Genomic DNA, 15,090 nt, shown 5'->3' on the forward strand with positions numbered 1-15,090 from the left:
ACACGGGTGGCTCCTTGTCCGACCGGCGGGGGCGACCCGCCCGACCCGACCAGAACCACACCGCACCGGCRGGGCGCGGCGCCGCGCCCCGCCGGTCGGACAAGGAGCCACCCGTGTCACGTCACTTCGCCGACCTCGCCGTTCTCAACGCCACTGTCCACACCTTCGACTCCGCCGCGCCGCGTGCGACGGCGGTTGCGGTGCGGGACGGTGTCCTCACCGCGGTCGGTGACGACGCTCAGGTGCGGGCGGAGTGCGACGGGCGTACCCGGGTGGTGGACGGGGCGGGCATGGTCGTCGTGCCGGGGCTGACGGACGGGCACATCCACCCCGTCAGCGGGATCGCGATGACCCAGGGGGTGGACCTGTCGGGCTGCCGTACGCCCGAGGCGGTGCGCGCGGCCTTGGCGGGGGAACGCCGCGCGGGCCGCGGCAAAGGGCGCGAGGGTTGGATCGTCGGGTTCGGTCTCGACCCCAACGCGCTGGGCGGCAGGGCGCCGCACCGTCGGCTGATCGACGAGGTGCTGGACGGTGCCCCGGCGCTGCTCACCCTCTTCGACGGGCACGCGGCGCTGGCCTCCTCGCGCGCTCTCGAACTCGCCGGGGTGACCGGCCCCGTCGCCTTCACCGACAGCACGGCCCAGGTCGTCTGCGACGCGGCGGGGCGCCCCACGGGTGAGCTGCGGGAGGAGCCGGCCAAGGCACTCGTCGAGAAGGCCGCGCCCGCTCCGGACGCCGGTGAACTGGCCGCGGGGCTGCGCGCGCTGATGGCGCGGATGAACGCCACCGGGCTGACCGGCGGCCACGCCATGGACCTGCACGACGGCAGCCTCGCCGCCCTGCGCGCGCTGGAGGAACGGGACCCTGAAGGCGGCGTGACCGTGCGGCTGCGTTGCGCGCCTTGGTGCCAGCCGGGCACGGGGGAGGAGGGGCTGCGCGAACTCGTCGCCCTGCAGGGCACCGGTGGCCGCCTGTGGAAGGTCGACGGGGTCAAGCTGTTCATGGACGGCACCATCGACAACGGGACCGCCTGGCTGCACGAGCCGGACTGCCACGGGGAGTCGACGCGCTCGTTCTGGCTGCCGCCCCACAGGTACGCGCAGGCGGTGGCCGCGCTCGCGCGGGCGGGCGTGCCCACCGCGACGCACGCGATCGGGGACGCGGCGGTCGACTACGCACTGAGCTGCCTCGCCCCGCTGGGAGCGGCCACGGGCGGGGCCCTGCACCGCGTCGAGCACATCGAGACGGCCTCCGACGCGCTGGTGGAGAAGTTCGCGGGCTCGGGCGTCGCCGCCTCCATGCAGCCCAGCCACGCGCAGTACACCCTCGCGGACCACACGGACAACTGGTCGACCAGGCTCGGTCACATGCGCGCCGACCGTGCCTTCCGCTGCGCGGATCTGCTGCACGCCGGGACGCCGCTCGTCCTGGGCTCCGACTGGCCCATCGCGCACTTCGACGCGCGGGAGGTGCTGGCCGCCGCCCGGCTGCGGCGCCCGCCGCACGAGCCAGGGCGCGTCCCCGTCCGCCCCGAGCAGGCGCTCACCGCGGCCGAGGCGCTGCACGCCATGACGGTCGCCCCCGCGCGGGTCGCGGGCGAGGCCGCGTACGCGGGGCGTGTGCGTGTCGGCCACCGCGCGGACCTGGCCGCCTTCGCCGCCGATCCGCTGACCGTCCCCGCGGCGGAACTCGTGGACGTGCCCGTGCGGATGACCGTGGTGGACGGGCGGGTGGTGCACGAGGCGGAGTGAGAGGACGCGGCATCGCCCACCCGCCGCCCTGCCCGGCGCGGCGGGCGGGCAGGGCACCGGCGGCCGGTTACGACCGCCGGTGCCCTATCAGCCGCGGTTTCTGTTCCAGACCGTCCAGCCCGTGCCAGGCGAGGTTGACCAGGTGGGCGGCGACCTCGGACTTCTTCGGTTTGCGGACGTTGAGCCACCACTGTCCCGTCAGGGCGACCATGCCAACGAGGGCCTGCGCGTACAGCGGGGAGAGTTTCGCGTCGAAACCGCGCGACTTGAACTCGCGGCCGAGGATGTCCTCGACCTGGGTGGCGATGTCGGAGATGAGGGAGGCGAAAGTGCCGGTGGACTGCGGCAGCGGGGAGTCGCGCACCAGGATGCGGAACCCGTCGGTGTAGTGGTCGATGTAGTCGAGCAGGGCGAAAGCGGCCTGTTCGAGCAGCTCGCGGGGGTGCCCGCCGGTGAGCGCTCCGGTCACCATGTCCAGCAGCCGCCGCATCTCGCGGTCGACGACGACGGCGTAGAGGCCCTCCTTGCCGCCGAAGTGCTCGTAGACGACGGGCTTGGACACCCCGGCCTTGTGGGCGATCTCCTCGACCGAGGTGCCTTCGAAACCGCGTTCGGCGAAGAGGGTGCGGCCGATGTCCAGAAGCTGTTCGCGGCGCTCCTTGCCCGTCATCCGGCGGCGGGCGCGCTTGGGAGGCTTGGCACCCCTGACTGCCTTGTCCCCCCTGCCCCCCTTGTCTATCTTTCCCCCCTTCGTGCCGTCGGGGATGCTCGGCCCGGACAGCGCACCGAGGTGCGCCGGCGGCCTCGCACCGTCGGGTGCCGGTGTCGCTCCGGTGTACGGATGCGGCGCGTCGCCGAACGGCTGCGGCGTCTCGTCGGTCGGCACGGGGTGGGCCTTCCCTGTCGTGTGGCTGTGTGGGGTCCCAGGGGCTGGCCTGGGGACCCAGGGGCCGGGCCCCTGGGTCAGCACAGCATCATGCCGCCCCGGCCACCCGCTCCTCACGCCGGGAGTCGGACGAGGCCGCACCCCGGGAGTCGGACGAGGCCGCCTCGCCCGCGCCGCCCGCGCCGGCCCTGCGGCGGGGCGATCCGTCCTTGTTCCGCTTGGTCTCCAGACGCTCGCGCCTGGGCCAGCGCACGTCGTACGCCCAGCCGGCCTTCTCGAACCAGCGGATGAGACGGGCGCTGGAGTCGATCTGCCCGCGCTCGACGCCGTGCCGCGCGCAGGTCGGGTCGGCGTGGTGCAGGTTGTGCCAGGACTCGCCGCAGGAGAGCACCGCCAGCCACCACACGTTGCCCGAGCGGTCCCGCGACTTGAAGGGGCGCTTGCCCACCGCGTGGCAGATGGAGTTGATCGACCAGGTGACGTGGTGGAGCAGCGCCACGCGGACCAGCGAGCCCCAGAAGAAGGCCGTCAGCGCGCCCTGCCACGACCAGGTGGCCAGGCCGCCCACCAGCGGCGGGACGAGCAGCGAGACCGCCGTCCACAGCACGAACTGGCGGGAGATGGCACGCAGTGCCGGGTCCTTGATCAGGTCGGGCGCGTACTTGTGCTGCGGCGTCTGCTCCTCGTCGAACATCCACGCCATGTGGGCCCACCACAGGCCCTTCATCAGCGCGGGGATCGTCTCGCCGTAGCGCCAGGGTGAGTGCGGGTCGCCCTCGGCGTCGGAGAACTTGTGGTGCTTGCGGTGGTCGGCGACCCAGCGCACCAGCGGGCCCTCGACGGCCAGGGAGCCCATGATGGCCAGCGCGATGCGCAGTGGCCGCTTGGCCTTGAACGAGCCGTGGGTGAAGTACCGGTGGAAGCCGATCGTGATGCCGTGGCAGCCGATGAAGTACATCGCGACCAGCAGCCCCAGATCCAGCCAGCTCACCCCCCATCCCCAGGCCAGCGGCACGGCCGCCACCAGCGCGATGAACGGAACGGTGATGAAGGCGAGCAGCGCGATCTGCTCCACCGAGCGGCGCTGCTCACCGCCCAGCGTCGCGGAGGGAGCCGGGGCGGGGGAGGCGCCGGCCTCGGCTCCCGCGGCCGTGCCGGCGGCGGGGGCGGCCTCCGGCGAACTGTCGAGCACGTCCGGACTAGTCGTCATAGATGTCCCTCATTGGACCTCGGCTTGGCTACGGTTCCGTAACCTACGGCGTCGTAAGTATGGCAGCCGTAGGACACGGGACAAGAGGGGTGCGCACCGGGCACGATCACGCCGCGCGGTGCCCACGCCTCGGACAGAGGTGCTGTACCACGCTGGGGCCGACCTATCCTTGTGCCGTCGGACAGCGCGGTCCGCCACCTGCCCGAAGCCACCCCGCAAGGGACGAGAACCCCCCAAGGGAGCAGCACCTGTGAGCAGCGCCGACACCAATCCACCCGCCTCGACCCCCTCGCGGAACGCGCCCGGATCGAGTGACCCCGCCCCGCTCGACGACACCTTCGGTGTGGACACCCTCGGCGGTGGCCACGGCGAGGGCGCCGACGCCGTCGAGGCCACCTCCGCCCTGCGCGCCGACATCCGCAGGCTCGGCGACCTGCTGGGCGAGACCCTCGTCCGCCAGGAGGGCGCGGAACTCCTCGACCTGGTCGAACGCGTCCGCGCCCTCACCCGCAGCGACGGTGAGGCCGCCGCCGCGCTCCTGGGCGAGACCGACATCGAGACCGCCACCAAGCTGGTCCGCGCCTTCTCCACCTACTTCCACCTGGCCAACGTCACCGAGCAGGTGCACCGCGGCCGCGAGCTGCGGGCCCGCCGCGCCGGAGACGGCGGCATGCTGGCCCGCACCGCCGACATGCTCAAGGACGCCGACCCCGCGCACCTGGCGGACACCGCGCGCAACCTGTCGGTACGCCCCGTCTTCACCGCGCACCCCACCGAGGCGGCCCGCCGCTCGGTCCTCACCAAGCTGCGCAAGATCGCGGAGCTGCTGGAGGAGTCCGACAACGCCATCGGCGGGGCCGAGCGGCGCCGCAGCGACCTGCGGCTGGCCGAGAACGTCGACCTGATCTGGCAGACCGACGAGCTGCGCGTCGCCCGCCCCGAACCGGCGGATGAGGCCCGCAACGCCATCTACTACCTGGACGAGCTGCACCGCGGCGCCGTCGGCGACGTGCTGGAGGACCTGGCCGCCGAGCTGGAGCGGGCAGGCGCCCCGCTGCCGTCCGGCACCCGCCCGCTGACGTTCGGCACCTGGATCGGCGGCGACCGCGACGGCAACCCCAACGTCACCCCCCAGGTCACCTGGGACGTGCTGATCCTCCAGCACGAACACGGCATCACCGACGCCCTGAGCCACGTCGACGAGCTGCGCGGCGCCCTGTCCAACTCCATCCGCAACTGCGGCGCCACCCAGCCCCTGCTGGACTCCCTGGAGGCCGACCTGGCGCGGCTGCCGGAGATCAGCCCCCGCTACAAGCGGCTCAACGCGGAGGAGCCCTACCGGCTCAAGGCCACCTGCATCCGCCAGAAGCTCCTCAACACCCGCACGCGGCTGGCCGAGAAGTTGCCCCACACGCCCGGCTGGGACTACCTGGGCACCGGCGAACTCCTCGACGACCTGGAACTCGTCCAGGACTCGCTGCGCGAACACCGCGGCGGCCTGGTCGCCGACGGCCGCCTGGAGCGCGCCCTGCGCACCCTGGCCGCCTTCGGCCTCCAACTCGCCACGATGGACGTCCGCGAGCACGCCGAGGCCCACCACCACGCCCTCGGTCAGCTCTTCGACCGGCTCGGCGAGGAGTCGTGGCGGTACGCGGACATGCCGCGCGACTACCGCCAGCGCCTGCTCGCCAAGGAGCTGCGCTCCCGCCGCCCGCTCTCCCCGAGCCCCGCACCGCTGGACGCGGAGGGCGCCAGGACCCTCGGCGTCTTCGAGACCGTGCGCAAGGCCCTGGACACCTTCGGGCCCGAGGTCATCGAGTCGTACATCCTGTCGATGTGCGCGGGCGCCGACGACGTGTTCGCCGCCGCCGTCCTCGCCCGCGAGGCCGGACTGATCGACCTGCACGGCGGCTGGGCCAAGATCGGCATCGTCCCGCTGCTGGAGACCACCGACGAGCTCAAGATCGCCGACGAGCTCCTCGACGCGATGCTCTCCGACCCCTCCTACCGCAAGCTGGTCTCCCTCCGCGGCGACCTCCAGGAGGTCATGCTCGGCTACAGCGACTCCTCCAAGTTCGGCGGCATCACCACCAGCCAGTGGGAGATCCACCGCGCCCAGCGCCGGCTGCGCGACGTCGCCCACCGGCACGGCGTGCGGCTGCGCCTCTTCCACGGCCGCGGCGGCACCGTCGGCCGCGGCGGCGGTCCTACCCACGACGCGATCCTCGCCCAGCCCTGGGGCACCCTGGAAGGCGAGATCAAGGTCACCGAGCAGGGCGAGGTCATCTCCGACAAGTACCTGGTGCCCTCCCTCGCCCGGGAGAACCTGGAGCTGACCGTCTCCGCCACCCTCCAGGCCTCGGCGCTGCACACCGCGCCCCGCCAGTCCGACGAGGCGCTCGCCCGCTGGGACGCGGCCATGGACACCGTCTCCGACGCCGCCCACCACGCGTACCGGAAGCTGGTCGAGGACCCCGACCTGCCCGCGTACTTCTTCGCCTCCACCCCCGTCGACCAGCTCGCCGAACTCCACCTCGGCTCCCGCCCCTCCCGCCGCCCCGACACCGGCGCCGGGCTCGACGGGCTGCGCGCCATCCCGTGGGTGTTCGGCTGGACCCAGTCGCGGCAGATCGTCCCCGGCTGGTTCGGCGTCGGCACCGGCCTCAAGGCCGCCCGCGAAGCCGGACTCGACAGCGTGCTCGAAGAGGCCCACACCTACTGGCACTTCTTCCGCAACTTCCTGGCCAACGTCGAGATGACCCTGGCCAAGACGGACCTGCGGATCGCCCGCCACTACGTGGAGACCCTCGTCCCCGACGAGCTGCGGCACGTCTTCGCCACCATCGAGGCCGAACACGCCCTCACCGTCGAGGAAGTCCTGCGTATAACAGGCGAGAGCGAGCTGCTGGAGTCCAACCCGGTCCTGAAGCAGACGCTCAAGATCCGCGACGCCTACCTCGACCCGATCTCCTACCTCCAGGTCTCCCTGCTGGACCGCCAGCGGCAGGCGGCGGCTGCGGGCCAGGAGCCGGACGAGACCCTGGGCCGCGCCCTGCTGCTCACCGTCAACGGCGTGGCGGCGGGCCTGCGCAACACCGGCTGAGCCTCCGCGGCAGGGCCGACGGGGCCTGGGCGCTGCTCCTCCTTCTTCTTCGTCTTCTTCTTGTGGGTGACTCAGAAGGTGAGCAGGGCCCAGGCCCCGCCCATGACCAGCGCCCCGCACACCCCGGTGGCCAGCGCCGTCTTCCGCATCCGCAGACCGCCCGCGATGACGAGGGACGCCAGCAGCAGGGAGCCGCCCAGCGGCACCCAGGCGTACAGCACGCCCGCGGGCCCCGTCCGTACGACGTGGTCCTCGCCCGGCTTCCGCGCCACCTCCAGCGTCTCGCCCCGGCCACCGGAGACGAACTCCGAAACCGTCACCTTCGACGACTTGCCCGTGCCCGCCGGGGAGAACGTCCCGGTGCACCTCTCGTCGCCGCACGTGCTGACGGTGACGGTGCCGCGCTCGTCCCCCGTCATGGCGACCGACGCGGTGTCCCACGAGGTCCACACACCCGCCACCACCAGCACCAGCGCGATCAGCGCCATCAGTGCGGCCCGCGCCAGCAACAGCATCCCGAACGCGCTCTCACCGAGCCGCCGCACGCGGCTCCGCTTGATCTTCGTCTGGGCGACTCGTGAAGACATGGCGGAGATCCTTGGCTACTTGACGGTTACCGGTCAACCTCGACCGACCGTCTTGTACGCGCTTGCGCCACTATCGGAAGTCGCCCCTCCGGTGAGCGGACGCGGCTCCCGCACGGTCCGCACGACGTGGCGCACGAGCACCGGCTCACCGGCCGGCACCGGGGACGTCCCTTGGGAGCCGGGAGCCGGGAGCCGGGAGCCGGGAGCCGGAGCCCGGAGCCCGGAGTCCGGAGCTGTCCGCAGCCCGGAGCCGGGAGCCGTCCGCGGCCCGGAGCCCGGAGCCGTCCGCACGGCTCGGCCGTCCGGCCCGACGGCCCGCCACCACAGGAGCGCCGCCGCCACCCCGTTTCCCGCTCCCTCCGCGCGTTGAGAGGCGTTCCCCGACCCGGCGGCACCACTGTGGAAGCGAGCACCAAGAGGGAGGCCGCCGGCATGTGGCACGACATGATGACGCTCGAGATCCCCGTCGTCGAGAAGATCCTGCGCACCGTGCTGGTCTACGCCGTCATCATCGTGCTGTTCCGGCTCTCCGGGAAACGCGGACTGGCCTCGATGAACACCTTCGACTTCGTCGTCGTCTTCCTGCTCTCCAACGTCGTGCAGAACGCCATCATCGGCAGCGACTACAGCCTCCTCGGCGGCGTGGTCGGCGCCGCCACCCTGGTGGCCGTCAACGCGCTGATGAACCGGTGGCTGGCCGCCGACACACGCGCGGCCAAGCTGCTCGAAGGCGACCCGACCACCGTCATCGAGAACGGCCGCGTCGTACGGCGGGCGATGCGCCGGCTCGGGCTTCGCTCCGGCGAACTCCAGCAGGCCGTACGCGTGCAGACCGGCGGCAGCATCGACACCGTCGAACGCGGCAGCCTCGAACCGGACGGCCGCTTCCTCATCGTCCCCGACCCCCAGGCCGCACAGTCCACCCGGGCCGACATCGACCGCATCGAGGGGCGTCTCGCGGCCATCGAGGAACTCCTGCGCGCGAACGGCCGCGAGCAGAGCGACAAGGGCTGAGGGCCGCGTCAGCTGTTGTACGTGCTCTGGGCCCTCTCCAGGCCCTCCAGCACCAGGGCCTCGCACGCGTCCGCCGCACGGTCGACGAAGTAGTCGAGCTCCTTGCGCTCCGTGGAGGAGAAGTTCTTCAACACGTAGTCGGCCACCTGCATGCGGCCAGGAGGGCGGCCGACGCCGAACCGGACGCGGTAGTAGTCCCGGCCCAGCAGCTTGGTGAGCGACTTGAGACCGTTGTGGCCGTTGTCGCCGCCACCCAGCTTCAGACGGAGGACGCCGTAGTCGATGTCCAGCTCGTCGTGGACCACGACCAGGCGGGCGGCGGGCACACCGTAGAAATCCAGCAGAGCCTTGGTGGGGCCGCCCGAGACGTTCATGTACGACATGGGCTTGGCCAGGATCACGCGCGTGCTGCTGACACCGGGGACACCGACGCGCCCCTCCAGCACCTGGGCGCGGGCCCCCTTCGCCGACTTGAAGGTGCCACCCATCCGCCCGGCGAGCAGATCGGCGACCATGAAACCCACATTGTGGCGGTTGCCTGCGTAGTCGGGACCCGGATTGCCCAGGCCCGCGATGAGCCAGGGGTCGGTGGTGGCCGCCATGTGCGTGGTCCTTCGGTCGATCCGGTCAGGCGCGCGCCGGTCGGGGCGCTCAGCGTGCGGGGCAGGAAGAGCGCGGCGCCCGCGCCGCACGGTGCCCTGTGCGGCGCGGGCGCCGGACAGAGCCGTGTACAGCCCGCCCGGCGCCCGCGCACAGCACAGGTACAGCCAGGGTCCTTACTCGGAGGCCTGCGCGGACTCCGCCGCGCCTTCCTCGCCCTCCGCACCCTCGGCCGCCGGCTCCTCCGCCTGGGCGCCGAGGACCTGGATGACGGTCTCGTCACCCTCGATGGCCAGCACGGTGTTGCCCGGCAGCTTGATGTCCTTGGCCAGGATGGAGTCGCCGACGTCCAGACCGTCGACGGAGACGGTGATGGTCTCCGGGATGTGGGTGGCCTCGGCCTCGACCGGCAGCGAGTTGTAGACGTGCTCCAGCAGGTTCTGGCCCGGGGCCAGCTCGCCCTCGATGTGGATCGGCACGTCGACCTGGACCTTCTCGCCCTTCTTGACGACCAGCAGGTCGACGTGGACGAGGAACTGGCGGATGGCCTCGCGCTGGACGGCCTTCGGGATGACCAGCTGCTTCTTGCCGTCGATGTCCAGGTTGATCAGGACGTTCGGCGTCTTGAGCGCCATCATCATGTCGTAGCTCGGCAGCGCGATGTGCACGGGCTCGGAGCCGTGGCCGTAGATGACCGCGGGGATCTTCTCCTCGCGGCGCAGACGGCGCGCGGCGCCCTTGCCGAACTCATTGCGGACGGTGGCGGTGAGATTCACATCAGCCATGCTGCGCTCCTCGTAGGCAACAAAAACTCGGACAGTGCGTTGCCACTCGGTCCCGACGGACCTGCTACGAAGAGCGCGCGTCGATAACGGAGCATCCGGTCCCGGAAAACAAACGGACCGGCCTCCCTCGCCGAGCGACTCGTGAAGTCTACGCGGCGAGGAAGGCCGGTCAAAAATCGATCAGTGCGCGGACCCGTCGGGCCTGCCCGGCACCGCCCGGTCCCGGCCCGGCGCGGGACGGCTCACGCGTTCTCGTCGAAGAGGCTGGTCACCGAACCGTCCTCGAACACCTCGCGCACCGCGCGCGCGATGGTCGGAGCCATCGACAACACCGTGATCTTGTCGAGCTCCAGCTCACCCGGGGTCGGCAGCGTGTTCGTGAACACGAACTCGCTGACCTTCGAGTTCTTCAGCCGGTCGGCCGCCGGACCCGACAGCACGCCGTGCGTCGCCGTGACGATCACGTCCTCGGCACCGTTGGCGAACAGCGCGTCCGCCGCCGCGCAGATCGTGCCGCCCGTGTCGATCATGTCGTCGACGAGGACGCAGACCCGGCCCTCCACATCACCCACGACCTCGTGCACGGTGACCTGGTTGGCCACATCCGGGTCACGGCGCTTGTGGACGATGGCCAGCGGGGCACCGAGCCGGTCGGCCCACCGGTCGGCGACCCGCACCCGGCCCGCGTCCGGAGAGACCACGGTGAGTTTGCTGCGGTCGGTCTTGGCACCCACGTAGTCCGCCAGCAACGGCAGCGCGAACAGGTGGTCGACCGGGCCGTCGAAGAAGCCCTGGATCTGGTCCGTGTGCAGATCCACGGTCAGAATGCGGTCCGCGCCGGCCGTACGGAACAGATCCGCCATCAGGCGCGCGGAAATCGGCTCACGGCCCCGGTGCTTCTTGTCCTGCCGGGCATAACCGTAGAACGGGACGATCACCGTGATGCTCCGCGCCGAAGCCCGCTTCAACGCGTCGATCATGATCAGCTGCTCGACGATCCACTTGTTGATGGGGGCCGTGTGGCTCTGCATCAGGAAGCAGTCGGCGCCGCGCGCGGACTCCTGGAAGCGAACGTAGATCTCACCGTTCGCGAAGTCGAAAGCCTTGGTCGGGACCACGCCGATGCCGAGCTGCTTGGCGACTTCCTCGGCGAGTTCGGGGTGGGCGCGGCCGGAGAAGAGCATGAGTTTCTTCTCGCCGGTCGTCTTGATCCCGGTCACTGCTGTTGTCTCCCTGTGTGGTGCGCCGCACGACGGCTCAGCGGGGGGCGGCGGCGTCGGTTTGGCGGGGGCGGCGGCGTCGTTTTTCGGCCGCATGGCCAATCAGGCTCCCCATAACCGTACGCCCCACGTCATACAACCGGATACCCGGTCTTAACCCTCCTCTGCCGGAACCTGCCCGGCAGCACCCCGCGGCGAACGGACCGAACCAGCCGACTCCGCCACCCCGGACGCCTCCGCGCCCCCCTCACCCGAAGCCGCGTCCCGCCCCGCCTCGACCGCCGCCTCCGCAGCCAGCGCAGCCGCACTACCAGGGCGCTTACGGGCCACCCAGCCCTCGATGTTGCGCTGCTGCCCCCGCGCCACCGCCAGCGAACCCGGCGGCACATCCTTCGTGATCACCGAACCGGCCGCACTGTAAGCACCGTCGCCGACCGTGACAGGTGCCACATACATGTTGTCGGCGCCCATCCGGCAGTGAGAACCCACAGTCGTCCTGTGCTTGTTCTCACCGTCGTAATTGACGAACACGCTCGCCGCACCGATGTTGGTGTGCTCACCGATCTCCGCATCACCCACATACGACAGATGCGGCACCTTCGTGCCCTCACCCAGCACCGCGTTCTTCATCTCCACGTAACTGCCGGCCTTCACCTTCCGGCCCAACCGCGTACCAGGACGCAGATAGGTGTACGGGCCGACCGACGCCCCCTCGCCGATCTCCGCGCCCTCGGAGACCGTGTTGCTCACCGTCGCCCCCGCACCCACCCGGGTATCGGCCAGCCGGCTGTTCGGCCCCACCTCGCTGTCCGCGCCCACATGCGTGGCGCCCAGCAGCTGCGTCCCCGGATGCACCACGGCGTCCGGCTCGTACGTCACGCCCACATCCAGCCACGTCGTGGCCGGGTCGATCACCGTGACCCCCGCCAGCATGGCGTCCTCCACCAGCCGGCCGTTCAGCATCCGACGCGCCTCGGCCAACTGCACCCGGTTGTTGATCCCCACGATCTCCCGGTGGTCACCCGCCAGCGACGCGCCCACCCGGTGCCCCTCGCCGCGCAGAATGCCGAGGACGTCCGTCAGGTACTCCTCACCCTGACTGTTGTCCGTCCGCACCTTGCCCAACGCCTCGGACAGCAACCGCCCGTCGAACGCGAAGACACCCGAGTTGATCTCACGCAGCGCCCGCTGCGCCTCCGTCGCGTCCTTGTGCTCCACGATCGCGGTGACCGCGCCGTCCGCCGCGTCCCGCACGATGCGCCCGTACCCCGTCGCGTCCGGGACCTCGGCCGTCAGCACGGTGACCGCGTTGCCGTCCGCTGCGTGCGTGTCGGCCAGCTGCTGCAACGTCGCGCCCGTCAACAGCGGAGTGTCACCGCAGGTCACCAGGACCGTGCCCGACAGATCGCCGTCGGCCAGCTCCGCCAGCGCCATGCGCACCGCGTGCCCGGTGCCGTTCTGCTCGTACTGCACGGCCGTACGGACATCCGCGTCCAGCCCGGCCAGGTGCGCCGTCACCTTCTCGCGCGCATGCCCGACGACCACGACCAGCTCACGCGGCTCCAGCGCCCGCGCGGCGCTCACCACGTGGCCGACCAGGGAGCGGCCGCAGATCTCGTGCAGAACCTTCGGCGTCGCCGACTTCATGCGGGTGCCCTCACCCGCTGCGAGGACGACGACGGCTGCCGGGCGAGTGACGCTCACGGGGTTGCCCTTCGGCTTCGGGGGTGGGTGCTGCCCCGCAGGATACCGGGGGGTCAGCCGAAGGAAGGGGATGGCCGCCGTCGGGCCTGGGAGAGGGGGCGCGTCCGGGTGTGGTGCGTGGTGGGCTCCCCCGCAAGGATTCGAACCTTGACTACTGAGACCAAAACTCAGGGTGCTGCCTGATTACACCACGGGGGATTGGTGCTCAGAGCGTACCTGACCCGCTTGGGTTCGTCGGCGGGGTTTGCGACGCGCAGATGCCTGCCCACCATCCTTCGATGCGCTGGTAGAGCTCAGCGCCACGTCGGACGCGCACCACGAGGCAGCCCCGGTAGCTCTCCCCGACGTTCTTGCGGACCGTCTTGGGGTTGTGCCTCTTGAGAGCTGTCTTGAGGAAGGACTCCGCGGGGACCCCGACCAGGTCCGCCCAGTAGCGCTCCGCGCTCTCGACGTCGGCGGACTCGTGAATCATGACGTGGAACCGTAGGTCCTGCTTCTGCACTCCGAGCAAATCCAGCCACGCGAGGAAGACACGGATCATGCCGGGATCGCTGTTGACGAAGCTGACGCTTTCCGAGCGGCGGTACGGCTTGCTCTTGGCGCCCTCCGCCCAGTACAGACCGATGCCTACCAGGAACAGCTCTCTGTCCGACAGCTCACCGATCTCCGCGCAGGCAGCGGCTTTCGTCCTGAGTCGCTGCTCGTCCAGCGCTCTGTGGTGCTCCGAGAGCCCGGCCCGCATCAAGGCGCGCTGTTCCTCCGCGGTGTAGCGGGGCGCGGGTCTGGGCAGATCCCGCACCCACAGGGAGACCGAGCTGCGCGAGACGCCCAGCTCCAGTTCGATCCGGTCGTACGTCCAGCCCTGGCGGCGCAGCTCGCGGGCGCGCTCCCGCAGGTCGTCCTTGGCGTGGGGGCGACGGGTCCAGGCGGGTGGGGGTTCGCCCTGGACGAGGCGGTTGAGGAGGTCGTTGTTGGGGATCTTCAGGCGGTCGCGGATCTGGCGGCGGCTGAGCCCTTCGCGGCGCAGCGCGAGGACTTGCTCGCGTAGGCGTTCGTACGCGTCGTGCGTCTGTGTCACACGAGTGAGTCTTGCGGGGGAATTCCGCCGTGCGCTGCGAAAAGACGTTCCCTTACTGAGTTCGAGTGAATTTCATTCCTGTTCGATTGCAAAACCGTCCGGTCACGGACAGATGCGCGGAACTGGGTGTTCCGGGGCTCGGCCGGAAAGGGGGTGGTCGGCGGTCGTAGGCTGGTCGGTATGACCGAGACGGGGGACAACCGTGCGCGGGGCGGGCCGTGGTGGTGGGAGCGACCACGGAGTGCGGTGCTCGATGTCGGCCTCGCGGCGGCCTCCGCCGCGGAGTGCGCGCTCCAGGGGCAGAGTTTCGCCCGCGAGACGGGCATTCCGGGCGGGCTGGCGGTCGTGCTGGGCGTGGTCGCGGGGGCGACTCTGGTGCTGCGGCGGCGTTGGCCCATAGCCGTCGTCCTGGTCGCCATCGCCGTCATACCCGCGGACATGGGTGCTGCTCTTTGCGTGGTCGGTCTCTACACCCTGGCCGCGACCGAGGTGCCGCGGCGGATCACCGGGCTGCTGGCTGCGATGACCGCTCTGGGAATGCTGGCGATGACCACGTTCCGGCTGGAGCAGAGCATCGGCCAGGACCCGGACTTCAACCCTTCGGCGTGGTTCGTTCCGCTGGCCGCCGTGCTGATGTCGATCGGTGTGACGGCCCCGCCCGTGCTGCTGGGCTTGTACGTGGGGGCGCGGCGGCGGCTCGTGGAGTCGCTGCGTGAGCGGGCCGACGGTCTGGAGCGGGAGCTGTCGCTGCTGGCCGACCGTGCGGAGGAGCGCGCGGAGTGGGCGCGCAACGAGGAGCGCACACGGATCGCCCGCGAGATGCACGACGTGGTCGCCCACCGGGTGAGTTTGATGGTGGTGCACGCGGCGGCGTTGCAGGCGGTGGCGCTCAAGGACCCGGAGAAGGCCTCCAGGAACGCCGCGCTGGTGGGTGACATGGGCCGCCAGGCTCTCGACGAGTTGCGGACCATGCTGGGTGTGCTGAGGTCCGGCGACGCGGAGAAGCCGATGCACGGCGGGCAGACCGACCACGCCGGGCAGGCCGACCAGGCCGGTCAGACCACGAAGGCGGAGCCGGCGAAGCGGTGGTCAGAGGGAGCAGAGCGGGCCGGGGAGGCCGGGGAGCCGGTGTCCGTCGGGGCGGCCGGACGC

The 15,090-nt window shown here is 71.1% G+C and carries 12 protein-coding genes and 1 tRNA gene; 4 read left to right on the forward strand and 9 right to left on the reverse strand.

Translation table 11 applies throughout. The annotated features are described in order from the left end of the window. Window positions 1–113 precede the first annotated feature (113 nt). Complete coding sequence (locus AB8Z75_RS20385; RefSeq protein ID WP_369204028.1) at window positions 114–1,751, forward strand: amidohydrolase; 1,638 nt, start codon at window positions 114–116, stop codon at window positions 1,749–1,751. Between the two features lie 67 nt (window positions 1,752–1,818). Here the strand turns inward: AB8Z75_RS20385 and AB8Z75_RS20390 are convergent, their stop codons facing one another. Together AB8Z75_RS20390 and AB8Z75_RS20395 are read right to left on the reverse strand one after the other, a co-directional pair. Beyond that, window positions 1,819–2,490 (reverse strand): TetR/AcrR family transcriptional regulator, encoded by a 672-nt coding sequence (locus tag AB8Z75_RS20390; RefSeq protein WP_369204047.1) that lies wholly within the window; start codon window positions 2,488–2,490, stop codon window positions 1,819–1,821. Between the two features lie 235 nt (window positions 2,491–2,725). Continuing rightward, window positions 2,726–3,847 carry an acyl-CoA desaturase gene (locus AB8Z75_RS20395; protein ID WP_369204030.1) on the reverse strand — a complete coding sequence of 374 codons (1,122 nt, stop codon included), beginning with the start codon at window positions 3,845–3,847 and terminating at the stop codon, window positions 2,726–2,728. 343 nt (window positions 3,848–4,190) lie between these two features. On the opposite strand from AB8Z75_RS20395, the gene ppc reads away from it, so the two are divergent. Beyond that, the gene (gene ppc, locus AB8Z75_RS20400) at window positions 4,191–6,950 is read left to right on the forward strand and encodes a phosphoenolpyruvate carboxylase (RefSeq protein WP_369204049.1); all 2,760 of its coding nucleotides are present in this window, start codon (window positions 4,191–4,193) and stop codon (window positions 6,948–6,950) included. Window positions 6,951–7,021: 71 nt separating this feature from the next. On the opposite strand, the gene AB8Z75_RS20405 is transcribed toward ppc, so the two are convergent. Then, on the reverse strand, window positions 7,022–7,537 hold the full coding sequence (locus AB8Z75_RS20405; RefSeq protein WP_369204032.1) for a hypothetical protein: 516 nt from the start codon (window positions 7,535–7,537) through the stop codon (window positions 7,022–7,024). 432 nt (window positions 7,538–7,969) lie between these two features. On the opposite strand from AB8Z75_RS20405, the gene AB8Z75_RS20410 reads away from it, so the two are divergent. Continuing rightward, window positions 7,970–8,551, forward strand: coding sequence for a DUF421 domain-containing protein (locus AB8Z75_RS20410; protein WP_369204034.1), 582 nt, complete (start codon window positions 7,970–7,972; stop codon window positions 8,549–8,551). A gap of 8 nt (window positions 8,552–8,559) precedes the next feature. Here AB8Z75_RS20410 and pth read toward each other — a convergent pair whose 3' ends face one another. The 6 genes from pth to AB8Z75_RS20440 all read right to left on the reverse strand — a co-directional run bounded on the left by pth (window position 8,560) and on the right by AB8Z75_RS20440 (window position 13,938). Next, window positions 8,560–9,153 carry an aminoacyl-tRNA hydrolase gene (pth, locus tag AB8Z75_RS20415; RefSeq protein WP_369204036.1) on the reverse strand — a complete coding sequence of 198 codons (594 nt, stop codon included), beginning with the start codon at window positions 9,151–9,153 and terminating at the stop codon, window positions 8,560–8,562. A 174-nt stretch (window positions 9,154–9,327) separates the two neighbouring features. Beyond that, window positions 9,328–9,936: a 50S ribosomal protein L25/general stress protein Ctc gene (locus AB8Z75_RS20420; RefSeq protein WP_369204037.1), complete on the reverse strand. Its 609-nt coding sequence runs from the start codon at window positions 9,934–9,936 to the stop codon at window positions 9,328–9,330. 242 nt (window positions 9,937–10,178) lie between these two features. Further along, window positions 10,179–11,156 carry a ribose-phosphate diphosphokinase gene (locus tag AB8Z75_RS20425; RefSeq protein WP_369204039.1) on the reverse strand — a complete coding sequence of 326 codons (978 nt, stop codon included), beginning with the start codon at window positions 11,154–11,156 and terminating at the stop codon, window positions 10,179–10,181. Between the two features lie 153 nt (window positions 11,157–11,309). Further along, window positions 11,310–12,860 (reverse strand): bifunctional UDP-N-acetylglucosamine diphosphorylase/glucosamine-1-phosphate N-acetyltransferase GlmU, encoded by a 1,551-nt coding sequence (glmU, locus tag AB8Z75_RS20430; protein ID WP_369204041.1) that lies wholly within the window; start codon window positions 12,858–12,860, stop codon window positions 11,310–11,312. Window positions 12,861–12,985: 125 nt separating this feature from the next. Continuing rightward, window positions 12,986–13,058 (reverse strand) — tRNA-Gln (locus AB8Z75_RS20435). Window positions 13,059–13,065: 7 nt separating this feature from the next. Then, the gene (locus tag AB8Z75_RS20440) at window positions 13,066–13,938 is read right to left on the reverse strand and encodes a hypothetical protein (protein WP_369204043.1); all 873 of its coding nucleotides are present in this window, start codon (window positions 13,936–13,938) and stop codon (window positions 13,066–13,068) included. Window positions 13,939–14,118: 180 nt separating this feature from the next. Here AB8Z75_RS20440 and AB8Z75_RS20445 point away from each other — a divergent pair. After that, window positions 14,119–15,090: sensor histidine kinase (locus AB8Z75_RS20445; RefSeq protein WP_369204045.1), on the forward strand; the 972-nt coding region annotated here is incomplete at its 3' end.

Source organism: Streptomyces sp. PU-14G, assembly GCF_041028275.1.
Lineage (GTDB): Bacteria > Actinomycetota > Actinomycetes > Streptomycetales > Streptomycetaceae > Streptomyces.